The following is a 17,562-nucleotide window of genomic DNA, read 5'->3' on the forward strand; positions in this document are numbered from 1 at the left end:
GCCCTTGCAGGGAGCCCGGAACAGATAGGCTGGCGGCCAAGAGTCCCTCTCGGTCAGGAGTTCTGTCATGTCGAGGCCCGCCGACGCGGTTCGCGGAGTGATCAAGGCCTATGACGTGCGCGGGTTGGTCGGACAGGAGATCGACGACGCGTTCGTCTCCGACGTCGCCGCCGCGTTCGCCCGCCTGATCCGCGGGGAGGGCGGCGACCGCATCGCGATCGGTTACGACATGCGCAAAAGCTCACCCGCGCTGGCCGACGCGTTCGCCGATGGCGTCACCGCGCAGGGACTCGACGTCGTGCGCATCGGGCTGGCGTCCACCGACCAGCTCTACTTTGCTTCGGGCTTCCTCGGCTGCGCCGGCGCCATGTTCACAGCGAGCCATAATCCGGCCGCCTACAACGGCATCAAGTTGTGCCGCGCCGGTGCGAAACCGGTCGGTGAGGACACCGGGCTGGCAATCATCCGCGATGAGGTGATCGCCGGAGTTCCCGGCTACGACGGCCCGCGAGGGCAGCTGCGCGATCAGGATGTGCTGGCCGACTACGGCCAGTTCCTGCGTTCGCTGGTCGACATGGCCGAGCTGCGCCCGTTGCGCGTGGCGGTCGACGCCGGCAACGGCATGGCCGGGCACACCACGCCCGCGGTACTCGGCCCCATCGAGTCGCTGACCGTGCTGCCGTTGTACTTCGAACTCGACGGTTCCTTCCCCAACCACGAGGCCAATCCGCTGGAGCCGGCCAATCTGGTCGATCTGCAGAAGTTCGTGGTGGAGACCGGTGCCGATATCGGGCTGGCGTTCGACGGCGACGCCGATCGTTGTTTCGTCGTCGACGAACGGGGCGCCCCCGTTTCGCCGTCGGCGGTCACGGCGCTGGTCGCCGGTCGCGAGCTCACCCGGGAGATCGGCGCGACGGTCATCCACAACCTGATCACCTCCCGCGCGGTGCCCGAGCTGGTCGTCGAACGAGGCGGAACGCCGGTGCGTTCGCGGGTCGGGCACTCCTATATCAAGGCGCTGATGGCCGACACCGGTGCCATCTTCGGCGGCGAGCATTCGGCGCACTATTACTTCCGCGACTTCTGGGGCGCCGACTCCGGCATGCTGGCCGCCCTGCACGTGCTGGCCGCATTGGGCGAACAGGACCGGCCGCTGTCGGAACTGATGGCGAACTACCAGCGCTACGAAGCCTCCGGCGAGATCAACTTCCGGGTGGCCGACGCGCCGGCGTGCGTCGAATCGGTTCTGAATACCTTTGGCCGCCAGACTGTTTCGCTGGACCATCTGGATGGGGTGACGGTGGACCTCGGCGATGGGGCCTGGTTCAACCTGCGTACCTCCAACACCGAGCCGCTGCTGCGGCTCAACGTCGAGGCGCGCAGCGCCGAGGAGATCGACGAGATCGTCCGCCGGGTCTCCGACGAGATCGCGGCGCAGTCGAACGGGGCGGCGCCATGAGCGCCGCGCACGCCACCGTCGATCTCGACGACACCGAGGGCTTGTTGGAGGCCGACCGCGACGGATTGTTGCGGGCCGCGGCGATGGCAGGTGCTCAGGTTCGCGCCACCGCAGCCGCTGTCGACGAGGGTGAGCTGGCGCTGCTGTCCGCGGATTACCGCCCGCGCACCGTGATCTGGGTGGCCGGCCGCGGCGCGGCCGAGAGCGCGGGCACGATGCTGGCCGCCACGTTGGGCGGCGTCGCCGGCGAGCCGATTGTGGTGGCTGCCGAATCTCCGCCGTGGATAGGCCCGCTCGACGTTCTCGTCGTCGCCGGAGACGACGCCGGGGATCCGGCGCTGGTGTCCGCCGCCGCGACGGCCGTGCGGCGCGGTGCCCGCGTGGTGGTCGCGGCGCCGTACGAGGGGCCGCTGCGCGACGCCACGGCCGGCCGCACCGCGGTACTGGAGCCTCGGGTGTGGGCGCCCGACGAATTCGGGCTGAGCCGGTACCTCGCCGCCGGGTTGGCGACGTTGCAGGCCGTCGACCCGGCGCTGCAGACCGATCTGGCCACCCTGGCTGACGAGCTCGATGCCGAGGCGTTGCGCAACAGCGCCGGCCGCGAAGTGTTCACCAATCCGGCGAAAGCGTTGGCGGAGCGGATGTCTGGGCGGCAGGTGGTGCTCGCCGGTGACAATCCGGCCACCCTGGGTCTGGCCCGGCACGCCGCGGCGGTGCTGCTGCGGCTGGCCGGGCAGGCGGTCGCCGCCGCCGGGCTCTCCGACGTGCTGGTCGCATTACGCAGCGGTATCGCAAACCAATTCGGCGATCCGGCGGACGCGTTGTTCCACGACGACGAGCTCGACGGCCCGCTGGCGAAAGGCCCGCGGGTGCTGGCGTTGGCGCTCGATGACGAGCGTCCGATGCTCGCCGCGCGAGTGAGCGGATTGGATGACGTCGACCTTGTCGGCGCCGAAGACATCGGGGAGGGGGGGTCGGTTTCGGCCCCGATCGGGCGGGCGGAACAACAGCTCGCGACGCTGGCCGTTCGATTGCAGATGGCCGCGGTTTACCTCAGATTGGTGGGGGGATAACGTCGCAGTGGAATTGCTACGTGGTGCGATACGCACCTATGCATGGGGGTCTCGCACGGCCATCGCGGAATTCACCGGAAGGCCTTCGCCGACAGCACATCCGGAAGCCGAGCTGTGGCTCGGCGCCCATCCGCAAGATCCGGCCTTCCTGGAGACCCCGGACGGTGAGACCTCATTGCTCGCAGCCGTGCAATCGGATCCCGACGGCCAGCTGGGGTCCGCGGTGCGCGGGCGCTACGGCGACGTCTTGCCGTTCCTGGTGAAGGTGCTGGCCGCCGAGGAACCGCTTTCGCTTCAAGCACATCCGAGCGCCGAGCAGGCCGTCGAGGGGTACCTGCGGGAGGACCGCGTCGGCGTGCCGCTCAACTCGCCGATTCGCAACTATCGCGACCGCAACCACAAGCCCGAAATATTGGTCGCACTCAGTGAATTCGATGCGCTCGGGGGGTTTCGGCCGGTTGCGCGCACGGTTGAGCTGATGCGCGCACTGGCGGTCTCGGACCTCGACCCGTTCATCGCACTGCTGACCGGCCAGCCCGACGCGGACGGCCTGCGCGCCCTGTTCACCACCTGGATCACCGCACCGCAGCCGGACCTGGACGTGCTGATCCCGGCCGTTCTCGACGGTGCGGTCGACTACGTGCGCTCCGGGGCAACGGAATTCGCCGACGAAGCTAAGACGCTGCTGGAGCTGGGGGAGCGCTATCCCGGTGACGCCGGTGTGCTCGCGGCCATGCTGCTCAACCGGATCACGCTCGCGCCCGGTGAGGCGATCTTCATGCCAGCAGGCAACCTTCACAGCTACATCCACGGCGTGGGCATGGAGGTGATGGCCAACTCCGACAACGTGCTTCGCGGCGGGCTGACCCCCAAGCACGTCGACGTGCCCGAGCTGCTGCGGGTGCTGGACTTCCGTCCGGCCGACGAGGCGACGCTGCGCGCGCCTACCCACCGGGAGGGCATCGAACTGGTCTACGAGACCCCCGCCGTCGAGTTCGCCACGTGCGTCCTCATGCTCGACGGTGACAACCTCGGTCACGAGATCGACGCCCCGTCCCGTCATGATGGTCCGCAAATCCTGGTCTGCACCGAGGGTTCCGTCGTCGTTCGCGCGAAGTCGGATGTGGTGAAGCTGGATCGCGGGTATGCAGCCTGGGTGGCCGCCGACGACGGGCCGATCCGTTTGGAGGCGAGCGAACCCTCTAAGCTGTTCCGGGCTACGGTTGGCCTTTGAGTAATCGAGCCTGAGGAGGACACACCGAATGTCGACCGAGGGCAGCACCAAGGCGATCCTCGCGGCACTTGCCGCCAATGCGGGCATCGCGGTCGCGAAGTTCGTCGGCTTCCTGATCACCGGCAGCTCATCGATGCTCGCCGAGTCCGTGCACTCGGTGGCCGATACGTCGAACCAGGGGTTGCTGTTGTTCGGGCAACGCCAGGCCCGCAAACAGGCCGACAGCCTGCACCAGTTCGGCTACGGCCGGAGCCGGTACTTCTACTCGTTTGTGGTGGCGCTGGTGCTGTTCACGCTGGGCTCGATCTTCGCCCTGTACGAGGGTTATCACAAGATCAGCCACCCCGAGCCGCTCACGTCGCCGCTCGTGGCGGTGGCGATTCTGGGCGTGGCAATTGCCTTGGAGTCCTACAGCTTTCGCACCGCGATGGTGGAGTCACGCCCGTTGAAGGGCAGAAGCTCGTGGTGGCAGTTCATCCGCCGCTCCCGCAACCCCGAGCTCCCGGTGGTCCTGCTCGAGGACACCGGCGCGCTGGTGGGCCTGGTGTTCGCGCTCGCCGGCGTGGGTTTGACGATCCTGACCGACGACCCGATGTGGGACGGCGTCGGCACGGTACTGATCGGCCTGCTGCTCGGTGTCATCGCGGTGATCCTGATGGTCGAGATGCACAGCCTGCTGATCGGCGAAGGCGCCACCCCGGACGAATGCCGGGCAATCCAGGCGGCGTTGGAGCAGACCGCCCACGTGGACCGGGTGATTCACCTGCGCACGCAGTACCTGGGCCCCGAAGAGATGCTGGTCGGCGCCAAGATTGCGCTGGCCCCGGACACCGACCTGGCCACGGTGGCCGCCACCATCGACGCCGCCGAGGCGGCCGTGCGTGCGAAGGTGCCTGCGGCCGCGGTCATCTACCTAGAACCGGATCTGGACCGGGCACTGGCGCGCTAGCTCGTTTCTGCGCCCACCACAACGACATGTTGTGTCGAATCGCGCGGCCCACGATCGAGGCGGGCGGAACCATGTACAAGCTGTCCAGCAGGCTGAACCGGCGCAAGAACCATTCCGCCAGGACGCGGTCATTCTCGGCGGCACCGAGGAACTGGTCGAACAGGGCGCCGACCGGTCGATACCACCAGGGCGCCGGGCCCTCGGTGCCGTGCAGAGTCAGGTCGCCGATCGCGTTCATCGTCCAGACCGGATACGTGGATTTCGCTGTGGCGCGGGCCAAGTCGTAGGCCAGATGGCGGGTGCCTGCGGCCAGCAGCCGCCGCAGATGTCCGGCTTGCAGCGCGGTCATCGTCATGCCCTGGCCGTAGGTTGGGTTGAAGCTCGCGACGGCGTCGCCGATCGGCACGATCCCGCCGGGGAAGCGCTGCAGCTTGTCGTACCGGCGCCATCTGCTGACCGGGTAGCGGTGAAAAGCGATGTCGCCCACCGGCTCTCCCTGGCGGATCGCGGCTGCCAGTGGTTCGGGCAGTACCGCGTCGGCGACCTCGTAGATCTCGTCGAGGGTCTGCGGCGGCGCAACGTGGTTGACGGTGAACGTGGTCAGGCCCCAGGTGCCGTCCTCGTAGAACAGCATGCCGAGCCCGGCTTGCTGGGTCCGCGATGCCCCGGCCACCACGACCTTCTCCGCGATCAGGCCATCGGGAATGCGCAATTGTTGTGTGGAATAGCCGATTCCGACATCGACGGTCTGTTCGTGGGGCCGGGCGAACCCCCACTCGTCAAGCCATGCGGGTAGCCGGGTTCCGCGGCCCGAGGCGTCCACGACGAGGTCGGCGGGCACGAACTCGTTCGTGCCGGGTGCGGACAGCACCACGCCGGTGACGGTCTGGTGTTCGCCGTCGAAGCGCGGGGCGTTGACATCGCGTTGCAGGATCTCGACGCCTGCGAGCGCCGCGGTGCGACGGCGGATCTGCCATTCAAGTTGCTTGCGGCTGGGTACATAGGCAGTGAACTCGCGGTCCAGGGTGTGCCCGGTGCCCAGCACGTGGCCGGCGGCGCCGAAGTGGATGCAGTCCGGCCGGCTCTCCAGCTTCGCGACCCCGGCGGCGACCATGTCATCGAGAAGGCCGGGATACAGCGTCTCGAACTCGTGGGCGCCCCGCGCCATCAGGATGTGCACGTGGCGGTCCTGGGGTACCGCGCCGCGGTGGGCCGGTTCGGCGGGCAGGGTGTCACGTTCATAGACCGTCACCCGGTCGTAGTGGTCGGAGAGGACGCGGGCAGCGCAAAGTCCTGCGATGCTGGCCCCGATGACGATGGCATGCTGATACTTCGGGGGTTGGCCCACGACCGCTTAGTTACCCGCTCAAACAGCGTCTAACCGGGGTACAAGAGGATTTATGCAAATGACCTCGAAGTGGCGGACCAAGTCGGTGGAGCAGTCCATCCTCGACACCGACGAGCCGGGGACCCGGCTCCGCAAAAACCTCACGTGGTGGGACCTCACGGTCTTCGGCGTCTCCGTCGTCGTCGGCGCGGGCATCTTCACCGTCACCGCGTCCACGTTCGGCAACATCACCGGCCCGGCCATCTCGGTGTCATTCGTCATCGCCGCCGTGACCTGCGGTTTGGCGGCCCTGTGCTACGCCGAGTTCGCGTCGATGCTCCCCGTCGCCGGCAGCGCGTACACCTTCTCCTACGCGACGTTCGGCGAGTTCGTCGCGTGGATCATCGGCTGGGATCTGATCCTGGAATTCGCGGTCGGCGCCGCCGTGGTGGCCAAGGGGTGGTCGAGTTACCTGGGCACCGTCTTCGGTTTCTCCGGTGGGGTTGCGGAGATCGGTCCGTTGAACTTCGACTGGGGTGCGTTGATCATCGTCGCGATCGTCACCACCCTGCTGGCGCTGGGTACCAAACTGTCGGCGAACGTGTCCGCGGTGATCACGGCCATCAAGGTCGCCGTCGTCGCGCTCGTGGTCATCGTCGGGGCGTTCTACATCAAGGCGGCCAACTTCTCGCCGTTCGTGCCGGCATCGGAAACCGGCAAGGGGGCGTCGGGAACCGGCGTCAACCAGTCCGTCTTCTCCCTGTTGACCGGCGCCGAGAGCAGTCATTACGGCTGGTACGGCGTGCTCGCCGGCGCCTCGATCGTCTTCTTTGCGTTCATCGGGTTCGACGTGGTCGCCACGACGGCCGAGGAAACCAAGAACCCACAGCGCGACGTCGCCCGGGGGATCCTCGCGTCCCTGGCCATCGTCACCGTGCTCTACGTGTCGGTGTCGATCGTGCTGTCGGGCATGGTCCGCTTCAGCGACCTACGTGACAAGGCCGAGGGCGGCCACGCCAACCTCGCGACCGCGTTCTCGCTCAACGGGGTGGACTGGGCGGCCAAAGTGATTTCGATCGGGGCACTGGCCGGTTTGACCACCGTGGTGATGGTGCTGATTCTCGGGTTGTCGCGCGTGCTGTTCGCGATGGCCCGCGACGGACTGCTGCCCCGCCAGCTGGCCAAGACCGGCAACCGCGGCACGCCGGTGCGGATCACGGTGCTCGTCGGCGTGCTCACCGCGGTGGCCGCCACCGTCTTCCCGATCGACAAGCTCGAAGAGATGGTCAACGTGGGGACGCTGTTCGCGTTCATCCTGGTCTCCGCCGGTGTGATGATCTTGCGGCGCACCCGCCCCGACCTCGAGCGCGGATTCCGGGCGCCGCTGGTGCCCGTGCTGCCCATTCTCGCCATCGCCGCCTGCGGCTGGCTGATGCTCAACTTGACCGGCCTGACCTGGATCCGGTTCGCGGTGTGGATGGTCATCGGCGTCGGGTTCTACCTGCTCTACGGACGATCCCATTCGGTGTTGGCCAGACGGGAGGCCGCCACCGTCAGCTGATTTACAAATCAGCACTGTTTGTCTAGACACCCGACAAATCTGCCTCTATAGTCAAGTCAATCGAACCTGACTTAGGAGGTAACCGTCGTGACGTCTCAGTTGGACAACGCCGTCCCTGCGCCGGCCGCGCAGTGGCGGGACAAGAAGCGCTACCTGTGGCTGATGGGCCTCATCGCGCCGACGGCACTCTTCGTGGTGCTGCCGGTCATCTGGGGTCTCAACCAGCTCGGCTGGACCGCGGCCTCGCAGGTGTTCTTCTGGGTTGGGCCGATCCTGATCTACGTGCTCCTGCCCGCGCTGGATCTGCGGTTCGGCCGGGACGGGCAGAACCCGCCCGAGGAGCTGATGGAGTACCTGGAGAACGACAAGTACTACCGGTACTGCACGTATGCGTTCATCCCGTTCCAGTTCATCAGCCTGATTTTCGGCGCGTACATGTTCACCGCGTCGGACCTGAGCTGGCTGGGCTATGACGGTTCGCTCGGCTGGTTCGCCAAGATCGGCCTGGCGCTGTCGGTGGGTGTACTCGGCGGAACCGGCATCAACACCGCGCACGAACTCGGGCACAAGAAGGACTCGCTGGAGCGCTGGCTGTCGAAAATCACGCTGGCCCAGACCTGCTACGGCCACTTCTACATCGAGCACAACCGTGGCCACCACGTCCGGGTCGCCACCCCCGAAGATCCGGCGTCGGCACGCTTCGGTGAAACCTTCTGGGAGTTCTTGCCGCGCAGCGTGTTTGGCAGTGCTCGCTCAGCGGTTAAGCTTGAAGCGGCGCGCATTCGCCGGCTCGGCCGCAGCCCGTGGGATCCGCGGACCTGGCCCGGCAACGACGTGCTCAACGCCTGGGTGATGTCGGTGGTGTTGTTCGCCGCGATCATTGCGGTGTTCGGCCCGGCGGTGATTCCGTTCCTGATCATCCAGGCGGTATTCGGGTTCTCGATGCTGGAAGCGGTGAACTACCTCGAGCATTACGGGCTGCTGCGCCAGAAGAACGCGAACGGCCGCTACGAGCGGTGCGCCCCGAAGCACAGCTGGAACTCCGATCACCTGGTGACCAACCTGTTCCTGTATCACCTGCAGCGGCACAGCGATCACCACGCCAACCCGACCCGGCGCTACCAGACGCTGCGCAGCATGTCCGAGGCACCCGAATTGCCCAGCGGCTACGCCACTTTGATCGGCGTGACGTACTTCCCGTGGGTGTGGCGCCGGATGATGGATCACCGCGTACTCGAGCACTACAACGGTGACATCACCAAGGTGAACGTCGATCCGCGCCGGCGGGAGAAGATCCTGGCCCGTTACGGAGTGTCGGCATGAGCGCCTACCAGTGCCCAATCTGCGACTACGTGTACGACGAGGCGAAAGGTGCTGCGCGGGAAGGTTTCCCGCCCGGCACCGCCTGGGCCGACGTGCCCGACGACTGGACCTGCCCCGACTGCGGGGTGCGAGAGAAAATCGACTTCGAAACTCTGGAGGCTACGACATGAGTGACTACAAGCTGTTCATCTGCGTGCAATGCGGATTCGAGTACGACGAGGCCAAGGGCTGGCCGGAGGACGGCATCGCGCCGGGCACCCGCTGGGACGACATCCCCGACGACTGGAGTTGCCCGGACTGCGGCGCCGCCAAGTCGGACTTCGAGATGGTGGAAGTGGCGAGACCGTGACGATTAGTCTCGCGCATGTGAAGAGTCCTCGGGTGCCCTATCCCGAGGCCTCTCGTGCGCTGCTGCGGGACTCGGTGCTCGACGCGATGCGCGAAGAACTGCTGACCAAGGACTGGTCGGCGATCACGCTGTCCGATGTCGCGCGCACCGCCGGGGTCAGCCGGCAGACCATCTACAACGAGTTCGGCTCCCGCCAGGGATTGGCACAGGGTTACGCGCTGCGGCTGGCCGACCGCTTGGTCGATGCCATCGGCGCGGCGATCAGCTCCAACGTCGGTGACGTCCTGGCCGCCTTCACCGAAGGCTTCCGGGTGTTCTTCACCGAGTCGGCCGCCGACCCGCTGGTCATCTCGCTCCTGACCGGCGTCGCCAAACCCGACTTGCTGCAGATGATCACCACCGACAGCGCGCCGATCATCACCCGCGCATCGGCCAAGCTCACCGAGGCCTTCATGAACAGCTGGGTCAGCGCGAGCGAGGAGGACTCGGGGGTGCTGGCCCGCGCGATCGTCCGGCTGGCGATGAGTTACGTTTCGATGCCGCCCGAAGCCGACCACGATGTGGCCTTAGACCTGGCCCGATTGATGACGCCGTTCGCCGAACGCTACGGTGTAGTCGATATTCCTTAGCTGTCAGAGCGCGCCACGCGCGCCTGTCCCGCGAGCCCGCAGGCTGAGGGTGTCGCCAGCGCGCGTGTCGCGCGCTCATCGGCAAATGACGAACGAAAAGGGGCTCTACATGTCTGAACTGACCGTCGATGTGAAGAACGGCATCGACTTCAAGGTCGCCGACCTTTCGCTGGCCGACTTCGGCCGCAAGGAGATCCGCCTCGCCGAGCACGAGATGCCCGGCCTGATGGCGCTGCGCCGCGAATACCACGATGTCCAGCCGCTCAAGGGTGCGCGGATCTCGGGTTCGCTGCACATGACCGTGCAGACCGCGGTGCTGATCGAGACGTTGGTGGCGCTCGGCGCCGAGGTGCGCTGGGCGAGCTGCAACATCTTCTCCACCCAGGACCACGCCGCCGCGGCCGTCGTCGTCGGCCCGCACGGCACCCCCGACGAGCCGCAGGGCACCCCGGTCTTCGCCTGGAAGGGCGAGACGCTGGAGGAGTACTGGTGGGCCGCCGAGCAGATGCTCACCTGGGAGGGCGAGCCGGCGAACATGATCCTCGACGACGGCGGCGACGCCACGATGCTGGTTCTGCGCGGTGCGCAGTACGAGAAGGCCGGCGTGGTTCCCCCCGCCGAAGAGGATGACTCGGCCGAGTGGAAGGTCTTCCTCGAGCTGTGCCGCAAAAGCTTTGAGAAGGACTACACCAAGTGGACGAAGATCGCCGAGTCGGTCAAGGGCGTCACCGAGGAGACCACCACCGGTGTGCTGCGCCTGTACCAGTTCGCCGCCGCGGGTGAGCTCGCGTTCCCGGCCATCAACGTCAACGACTCGGTCACCAAGAGCAAGTTCGACAACAAGTACGGCACCCGCCACTCGCTGATCGACGGCATCAACCGCGGCACCGACGTGCTGATCGGTGGCAAGAAGGTGCTGATCTGTGGGTACGGCGACGTCGGCAAGGGGTGCGCGGAGTCGCTGGCCGGCCAGGGTGCGCGCGTGCAGGTCACCGAGATCGACCCGATCAACGCGTTGCAGGCGCTGATGGACGGCTTCGACGTGGTCACGGTCGAGCAGGCGATCGGAGACGCCGACATCGTCGTCACCTCGACCGGCAACAAGGACATCATCACCCTCGATCACATGAAGGCGATGAAGGACAAGGCCATCCTCGGCAACATCGGCCACTTCGACAACGAGATCGACATGGCTGCGCTGGAGCGGTCCGGCGCCAAGCGGATCAATATCAAGCCGCAGGTCGACGAGTGGATCTTCGGCGAAGACGGCAAGTCGATCATCGTGCTGTCCGAGGGCCGGCTGCTGAACCTGGGCAACGCGACGGGTCACCCGTCGTTCGTGATGAGCAACAGCTTCTCCAACCAGGTGATCGCGCAGATCGAGCTGTGGACCAAGAACGACGAGTACGACAACGAGGTCTACCGGCTGGCCAAGCACCTGGACGAGAAGGTGGCCCGCATCCACGTCGAGGCCCTCGGTGGCACGCTGACCAAGCTCACCAAGGACCAGGCCGAGTACATCGGCGTCGACGTCGAGGGTCCGTACAAGCCGGAGCACTACCGCTACTGACGGTTAGGCTCCCGGCGTGCTCATCGTCATCGAGGGACTCGACGGGGCCGGCAAGCGGACGCTGACCGCCGGACTTCAGCGCGCGTTGGAAGCCGACGGCAAGTCGGTCACGACGTTGGCGTTTCCGCGGTACGGGCAGTCGATCCATGCCGACCTCGCCAGCGAGGCGCTGCACGGTCAGCACGGCGATCTGGCTGACTCGGTCTACGCGATGGCGACCTTGTTCGCACTCGACCGGGCCGAGGCGATCGACCAGATCGCTGCGCTTGGCCGCGAGCACGACGTGGTGATCCTGGATCGCTACGTCGCGTCGAATGCCGCCTACAGCGCCGCTCGGCTGCATCAGGACGCCTCGGGTGAGGCGGTGTCGTGGGTGGGTGCACTCGAGTACGGCCGGTTCGGTCTGCCCCGCCCCGATCGCCAGATCCTGCTCGACGCCTCGGTCGAGCTGGCGGCCGAACGGGCCAAGCAGCGGGCCGAGCAGGAGATCGACCGGGCGCGCGATGCCTACGAGCGCGACGACGGACTACAGCGCCGAACCGGTGCGGTGTATGCCGAACTGGGTGCCGCTAACTGGGGTGGACCCTGGTCGATTGTCGCTCCGGACGTCGATCCGACGGCTTTGGTGGCCTCTTTACTGGATTAGGGGACGCCACGCAGCGGAAATGTCGCAACTCGCCCGTGTGGTAGCCGGGGTTTGTCCCAATTCGGTGACACCATGGACACCATGAGGCAAAGGATTCTCGTAGTCGACGACGACCCATCGCTGGCCGAGATGCTCACCATCGTGTTGCGTGGCGAGGGTTTCGACACCGCGGTCATCGGCGACGGCTCGCAGGCGCTGACGGCTGTGCGTGAGCTCCGCCCCGATCTGGTGTTGCTGGACCTCATGTTGCCCGGCATGAACGGCATCGATGTGTGCCGGGTGCTGCGGGCGGACTCCGGCGTGCCGATCGTCATGCTCACCGCCAAGACCGACACGGTCGACGTGGTGCTGGGCTTGGAATCGGGCGCCGACGACTATGTGATGAAGCCGTTCAAGCCCAAAGAACTGGTGGCCCGAGTCCGGGCCCGGTTGCGGCGCAACGAGGACGAGCCGGCCGAGATGCTGTCGATCGCCGACATCGACATCGACGTGCCCGCGCACAAAGTCACTCGGGAGGGCGAGCAGATTTCGCTGACGCCGCTGGAGTTCGACCTGTTGGTGGCGCTGGCACGCAAACCACGCCAGGTGTTTACTCGAGATGTGCTGCTCGAACAGGTGTGGGGATATCGCCACCCCGCGGACACCCGTTTGGTGAACGTGCATGTCCAGCGGTTGCGGGCGAAGGTCGAGAAGGACCCCGAGAACCCGCAGGTGGTGCTGACCGTTCGAGGAGTGGGTTACAAGGCCGGACCCCCATGATCCGCGCGGAGGAGCGCCGCAGGTGATGTTCGGCTCGAGGCGGCGCATCCGCGGTCCGTGGGGACGATCGGGTCCCCTGGTTCGGGGTACGAGTGCGCTGAGTCGAGCACTGGGGTTGATCTGGCGCCGCTCGCTGCAGTTGCGGGTGGTCGTGCTGACGTTGGGTCTGTCGGCGGCCGTCATCTTGGCGCTCGGATTCGTGCTCACCAGTCAGATCACCAACCGTGTGCTCGACGTCAAGGTACATGCGGCCACTGAGGAATTGGACCGGGCGCGCAACACCGTCAGCGGAACGGTCAGCGGTGAAGAGGCGCGCTCGCTGGACTCCAGCCTGCAGCTGGCCCGCAACACGCTGATTTCCAAGACCGGTCAGTCCTCCGGGGCCGCGCTGGCGGGAACGTTCGACGCGGTCCTCATGGTCCCGGGTGACGGTCCGCGCGCGGCCACTGCTGCCGGGCCGGTGGATCAGATCCCGAAGTCGTTGCGCGACTTCGTCAAAGCCGGCCAGGTCAGCTACCAGTACTCGGCGGTGCATACCGAGAGCTTCAGCGGGCCGGCCCTGCTGATCGGAACGCCTGCGCCGTCGCACGTGCCGAATCTCGAGCTGTACCTGATCTTCCCGCTCAACAGCGAGGAGAACACGATCACTTTGGTGCGCGGGACGATGGCCACCGGTGGTCTTGTCCTGCTGGTGCTGCTGGCCGGGATCGCACTGCTGGTCTCGCGACAGGTGGTGCTGCCGGTGCGCTCGGCCTCGCGCATCGCCGAACGTTTCGCCGAAGGTCATCTGTCCGAACGGATGCCGGTGCGCGGCGAGGACGATATGGCGCGGCTTGCGGTGTCGTTCAACGATATGGCTGAAAGCCTGCAACGCCAGATCACCAACCTCGAAGAGTTCGGCAATCTGCAGCGTCGGTTCACCTCCGACGTCAGCCACGAGCTGCGCACCCCGCTGACCACTGTGCGGATGGCGGCCGACCTCATTCACGATCATGCCGAGGAACTCGACCCGGCGCTGCGACGCTCCACTGAACTGATGGTCAACGAGCTCGACCGGTTCGAGACCCTGCTCAACGATCTGCTGGAGATCTCGCGTCACGACGCCGGTGTCGCCGAACTTTCGGTCGAAGCGGTCGATTTGCGGTCGACGGTGAACAGCGCGCTGGGCAATGTCGGCCACCTCGCCGACGAGGCCGGTATCGAGTTGATGGTGAATCTTCCCGACCACGAGGTGATCGCCGAGGTCGACGCCCGCCGCGTCGAGCGCATCCTGCGCAACCTGATTGCCAATGCCATCGACCACGCCGAGCACAAGCCGGTCCGGATCCGGATGGCCGCCGACGAGGACACCGTCGCGGTCACCGTCCGGGACTACGGTGTCGGCCTTCGACCGGGTGAGGAGAAGCTGGTGTTCAGCCGGTTCTGGCGCTCGGATCCCTCGCGGGTGCGCCGTTCCGGCGGGACAGGACTGGGTTTGGCGATCAGTATCGAGGACGCCCGGCTGCACCAGGGTCGGTTGGAGGCGTGGGGCGAGCCCGGCAACGGTGCATGTTTCCGGCTGACGTTGCCGTTGGTGCGTGGACACAAGGTCACGACCAGCCCGCTGCCACTGAAACCTGTTGCCGCAGAGCGTGACAGTGGCAAGGATTCTCGGCAGGTTCGGCAGCGGGAGCCGGCGGGGGAGAGCGTGTGAGACGCCGGCTGCTGGCGCTGTTGATGGCCGGGCTGGTTGCGTTGTTGGCTGGTGGATGTGCCGGTGTGCCGAATTCTTCGGCGCCACAGGCGATCGGCACGGTCGAGCGTCCCCAGCCCAAGAGCCTGCCCAAGCCGACGCCGGGAATGGATCCCGACCAGCTGCTGCGGGAATTCCTCAAGGCCACTGCCGATCCGGCGAACCGGCATCTGGCGGCGCGGCAATTCCTCACCGCCGCGGCCTCCAGCGCGTGGGACGACCAGGGCAGTGCGCTGTTGATCGACAATGTCGTGTTCGTCGAAACCCGCACTCCCGATCGGGTTTCGGTCACGATGAAGGCGGATATGCTTGGGTCGCTGTCCGATGTGGGTGTATTCGAAACCGCTGAGGGGCAGCTGCCCGACCCTGGGCCGATCGAATTGGTGCAAACTCCGGACGGTTGGCGAATCAACAAGGTGCCCAACGGTGTGTTCTTGGATTGGCAACAGTTCCAGGCGACCTACAAGCGCAACACCCTGTATTTCGTCGACCCGACCGGCAAGACCGTCGTTCCCGATCCGCGTTATGTCGCGGTGTCCGATGCCGACCAACTGGCCACCGAACTCGTCACCAAGCTGATCGCCGGGCCACGCCCGGAGATGGCCCGCACCGTACGAAACCTCCTCGGGCCGCTGAAGCTGATCGGTCCCGTGACCCGAGCCGACGGCGGTAAAACCGGCATCGGTCGCGGTTACGGCGGCGCGAAGCTCGACCTGGAGAACTTGACCACCACCGATCCGCATAGCCGGCAACTACTTGCCGCACAGATCATTTGGACGTTGGCGCGGGCCGACATCAAGGGCCCGTACGTGATCAATGCCGACGGGGCCGCTCTCGACGACCGGTTCGCCGACGGCTGGGACACCACCGATGTGGCGGCCACCGATCCGGGTGCCGTCGACGGCGCCTCCGCCGGTGTGCACGCGTTGATCCGCGGATCGATGGTGTCGCTGGACGGGCAGCGCGCCACCCCGGTGCCCGGTTCGTTCGGACAGATGAACGATCAGGTGTCGGCGGCGCTGTCGCGGACCGGTCAGGCCATCGCCTCGGTCACGGTGCAGCGGCCCGGTGCGCCGGACATGATGTCTTCGGTGTGGATCGGCCCGAACGGGGGCGCGGCGGCCAAGGCTACTGACGCGCGTTCGTTGACGCGACCCTCGTGGGCGCTGGACGACGCGGTGTGGGTGGTGGTCGACGGCAACAGTGTGGTGCGGGTCATTCAGGAGCAGGCCTCGGGGCAGCCGGCGCGCATCCCGGTGGATTCCGCGGCCGTGGTGTCCCAATTCCCCGGGGCCATAGTGGATCTACAGCTGTCCCGCGACAGCACCAGGGCGGCCATGGTGGTCAACGGCCAGGTGATCCTGGCGAATGTGGAGCAGACGCCGGCCGGAGAGTTCGCGCTGACGTATCCGCGACGGCTCGGTTTCGGCCTCGGATCGTCGGTGGTATCGCTGTCGTGGCGCACCGGCGACGACATCGTCGTCACCCGAACCGATGCGGCGCATCCGGTGTCGTACGTGAACATCGACGGAGTCAACTCCGACGGGCCGAGCGGCAACATCGCGATGCCGGTGACGGCGGTCGCGGCCAACCCGGCAGCGGTCTATGTGTCCGACAGTCGCGGAGTGTTGCAGCTGTCGGGCAACAGCGCCGAGAACAGTCAATCCTGGTCGGACGTCCGGCCTTTCCTGACGCCCGGCGCGGTGCCGGTGCTTCCCGGCTGAGAGGAGATCTGGTGTCTGGACCCGTGCTGCCCGGTGTGATCCGTCAAATCGGCTACATCGTGCAGGATTTCGACAAGGCGCTAGACGAGTTTCTCGCGCTGGGTGTCGGTCCGTTCTACGTGCTGCGCGGGATCGAGCAGACCGGGATCTACCGCGGCCAGGACTGCACGGTGAAGCTGACACTGGGGTTGGCCAACAGCGGCGATATGCAGATCGAGATCATCCACCAGGACAACGATGCGCCGTCGATCTACTCGGAGTTCACCTCGGCGGGCGGGGATGGTTTTCACCAGTGGGCCTACTGGGCCGAGGACTACGACGCCGCCTTGGCGGCCGGCCACGCCGCGGGGTGGCCGGTGGTGTGGTCGGGTGGCGATGCGAGCACGGCCCGCTATGCCTACTTCGAACCGCCGTCGGGCACGGCCGCGACGATCATCGAGCTGATGGAGCTCACCCCGGCGACGATCGGGATGGGTGAACTGGTGCGGTCGGCCTCCGTCGGCTGGGACGGCAGCGACCCGATCCGGACACTGTTCGGGTAGCGGCGGCTGCGCGTTTCCGGGCTTGACCCGCTGCTCAGAGGTGAATTGTGGAGGCGGTGTCAAGCCAGTAGCGTTTGCTCTGTGAGTGGAGAGTTTCGGACCGATCCGGCCGTGCTGTCGGCCACGTGTCAGTCGCTGTCTGGGGCTGCTCAGCACTTGCTCGAACGATTGAAGTCTCTGGATGGAAACGTCACCTCGATGCTGGCGAACTGGCAGGGCACTTCTGGCGGCTCATACGGGGACGCCTGGAAGATGTGGCACACAGGCGCCGACGAGGTGGAGAAAGCCCTGGCGATCATGGCCGACTTGCTCGGAGAGGCGGGCAAGACGTTCGCGTCGCAGGAGCAAGCCAATGCCGCGGAGGTGCGAGGTGTCTACGGTGGCTGAGGCATTTTCGGTGAATCCTGAGTCGCTCGCGGATGCCGTGGCCGAGATGTCGGAGTTTCAGCGGACCGCCGAGAGCCTCCTCGCCGAGATCGACTCGACGATATCCGCTCTGCACATCACGTGGGCCGGGGAAGCCACCGCCGCGCACGCCGAAGCGCACCGGTCATGGAAACACGGTGCCGCGCTCATGCAGGAAGCGCTGAACCGGTTGCATGCGGCCGGAGACACCGCACACAGCAACTACACGTCGGTGATGACGAACAACCAGAACATGTGGTCTTAGCGGGGTCATATGCCA

18 protein-coding genes are annotated in these 17,562 nt (G+C 66.4%); 17 read left to right on the top strand and 1 reads right to left on the bottom strand.

Annotated features, from left to right (window positions below; all coding sequences use genetic code 11):
* The first annotated feature begins 67 nt into the window (after positions 1-67).
* From K0O64_RS07445 to K0O64_RS07460, 4 genes are read left to right on the top strand one after another with little or no spacing between them, the layout of a single operon-like run.
* The gene (locus K0O64_RS07445) at positions 68-1,459 is read left to right on the top strand and encodes a phosphomannomutase/phosphoglucomutase (protein WP_071947086.1); all 1,392 of its coding nucleotides are present in this window, start codon (positions 68-70) and stop codon (positions 1,457-1,459) included.
* Positions 1,456-2,532, top strand: coding sequence for a TobH protein (locus K0O64_RS07450; RefSeq protein WP_220046243.1), 1,077 nt, complete (start codon positions 1,456-1,458; stop codon positions 2,530-2,532). Before K0O64_RS07445 ends, K0O64_RS07450 begins: the two co-directional genes overlap by 4 nt.
* A 7-nt stretch (positions 2,533-2,539) precedes the next feature.
* Positions 2,540-3,766 (top strand): mannose-6-phosphate isomerase, class I, encoded by a 1,227-nt coding sequence (gene manA, locus K0O64_RS07455; RefSeq protein WP_220046244.1) that lies wholly within the window; start codon positions 2,540-2,542, stop codon positions 3,764-3,766.
* A gap of 28 nt (positions 3,767-3,794) precedes the next feature.
* Positions 3,795-4,715, top strand: a complete 921-nt coding sequence (locus K0O64_RS07460) for a cation diffusion facilitator family transporter (RefSeq protein WP_071947083.1) — start codon at positions 3,795-3,797, stop codon at positions 4,713-4,715.
* Here the strand turns inward: K0O64_RS07460 and K0O64_RS07465 are convergent.
* Positions 4,672-6,063 carry an FAD-dependent oxidoreductase gene (locus tag K0O64_RS07465; protein ID WP_220046245.1) on the bottom strand — a complete coding sequence of 464 codons (1,392 nt, stop codon included), beginning with the start codon at positions 6,061-6,063 and terminating at the stop codon, positions 4,672-4,674. The genes K0O64_RS07460 and K0O64_RS07465 overlap by 44 nt on opposite strands.
* 58 nt (positions 6,064-6,121) lie before the next feature.
* On the opposite strand from K0O64_RS07465, the gene K0O64_RS07470 reads away from it, so the two are divergent.
* The 13 genes from K0O64_RS07470 to K0O64_RS07530 all read left to right on the top strand — a co-directional run bounded on the left by K0O64_RS07470 (position 6,122) and on the right by K0O64_RS07530 (position 17,547).
* On the top strand, positions 6,122-7,603 hold the full coding sequence (locus tag K0O64_RS07470; RefSeq protein WP_220046246.1) for an amino acid permease: 1,482 nt from the start codon (positions 6,122-6,124) through the stop codon (positions 7,601-7,603).
* A gap of 87 nt (positions 7,604-7,690) precedes the next feature.
* A complete protein-coding gene (locus tag K0O64_RS07475; protein WP_220046247.1) occupies positions 7,691-8,926 on the top strand; it encodes an alkane 1-monooxygenase in 1,236 nt (411 codons plus the stop codon).
* Positions 8,923-9,096 (top strand): rubredoxin, encoded by a 174-nt coding sequence (locus K0O64_RS07480; protein ID WP_071947079.1) that lies wholly within the window; start codon positions 8,923-8,925, stop codon positions 9,094-9,096. Before K0O64_RS07475 ends, K0O64_RS07480 begins: the two co-directional genes overlap by 4 nt.
* Complete coding sequence (locus K0O64_RS07485) at positions 9,093-9,275, top strand: rubredoxin (RefSeq protein ID WP_071947078.1); 183 nt, start codon at positions 9,093-9,095, stop codon at positions 9,273-9,275. Before K0O64_RS07480 ends, K0O64_RS07485 begins: the two co-directional genes overlap by 4 nt.
* 86 nt (positions 9,276-9,361) lie before the next feature.
* The gene (locus K0O64_RS07490; RefSeq protein ID WP_321189732.1) at positions 9,362-9,904 is read left to right on the top strand and encodes a TetR family transcriptional regulator; all 543 of its coding nucleotides are present in this window, start codon (positions 9,362-9,364) and stop codon (positions 9,902-9,904) included.
* 109 nt (positions 9,905-10,013) lie between these two features.
* Entirely contained in the window at positions 10,014-11,474 is a 1,461-nt protein-coding gene (ahcY, locus tag K0O64_RS07495) for an adenosylhomocysteinase (RefSeq protein WP_220046248.1), read from the top strand.
* A gap of 16 nt (positions 11,475-11,490) precedes the next feature.
* Complete coding sequence (locus tag K0O64_RS07500; RefSeq protein WP_071947076.1) at positions 11,491-12,120, top strand: dTMP kinase; 630 nt, start codon at positions 11,491-11,493, stop codon at positions 12,118-12,120.
* Between the two features lie 72 nt (positions 12,121-12,192).
* Positions 12,193-12,879, top strand: coding sequence for a two-component system response regulator MtrA (gene mtrA, locus K0O64_RS07505; protein ID WP_071947075.1), 687 nt, complete (start codon positions 12,193-12,195; stop codon positions 12,877-12,879).
* A gap of 22 nt (positions 12,880-12,901) precedes the next feature.
* Complete coding sequence (gene mtrB / locus K0O64_RS07510; protein ID WP_071947074.1) at positions 12,902-14,572, top strand: MtrAB system histidine kinase MtrB; 1,671 nt, start codon at positions 12,902-12,904, stop codon at positions 14,570-14,572.
* 23 nt (positions 14,573-14,595) lie between these two features.
* Positions 14,596-16,335, top strand: coding sequence for an MtrAB system accessory lipoprotein LpqB (lpqB, locus tag K0O64_RS07515; RefSeq protein ID WP_125477520.1), 1,740 nt, complete (start codon positions 14,596-14,598; stop codon positions 16,333-16,335).
* An 11-nt stretch (positions 16,336-16,346) separates the two neighbouring features.
* A complete protein-coding gene (locus K0O64_RS07520) occupies positions 16,347-16,877 on the top strand; it encodes a VOC family protein (protein WP_083542698.1) in 531 nt (176 codons plus the stop codon).
* 81 nt (positions 16,878-16,958) lie between these two features.
* The gene (locus K0O64_RS07525; RefSeq protein WP_071947072.1) at positions 16,959-17,264 is read left to right on the top strand and encodes a WXG100 family type VII secretion target; all 306 of its coding nucleotides are present in this window, start codon (positions 16,959-16,961) and stop codon (positions 17,262-17,264) included.
* Positions 17,257-17,547 carry a WXG100 family type VII secretion target gene (locus tag K0O64_RS07530; protein WP_071947071.1) on the top strand — a complete coding sequence of 97 codons (291 nt, stop codon included), beginning with the start codon at positions 17,257-17,259 and terminating at the stop codon, positions 17,545-17,547. Before K0O64_RS07525 ends, K0O64_RS07530 begins: the two co-directional genes overlap by 8 nt.
* The last annotated feature ends 15 nt before the right edge of the window (positions 17,548-17,562 follow it).

The sequence above is a fragment of the Mycolicibacterium pallens genome (assembly GCF_019456675.1).
Taxonomy (GTDB): domain Bacteria; phylum Actinomycetota; class Actinomycetes; order Mycobacteriales; family Mycobacteriaceae; genus Mycobacterium; species Mycobacterium crocinum.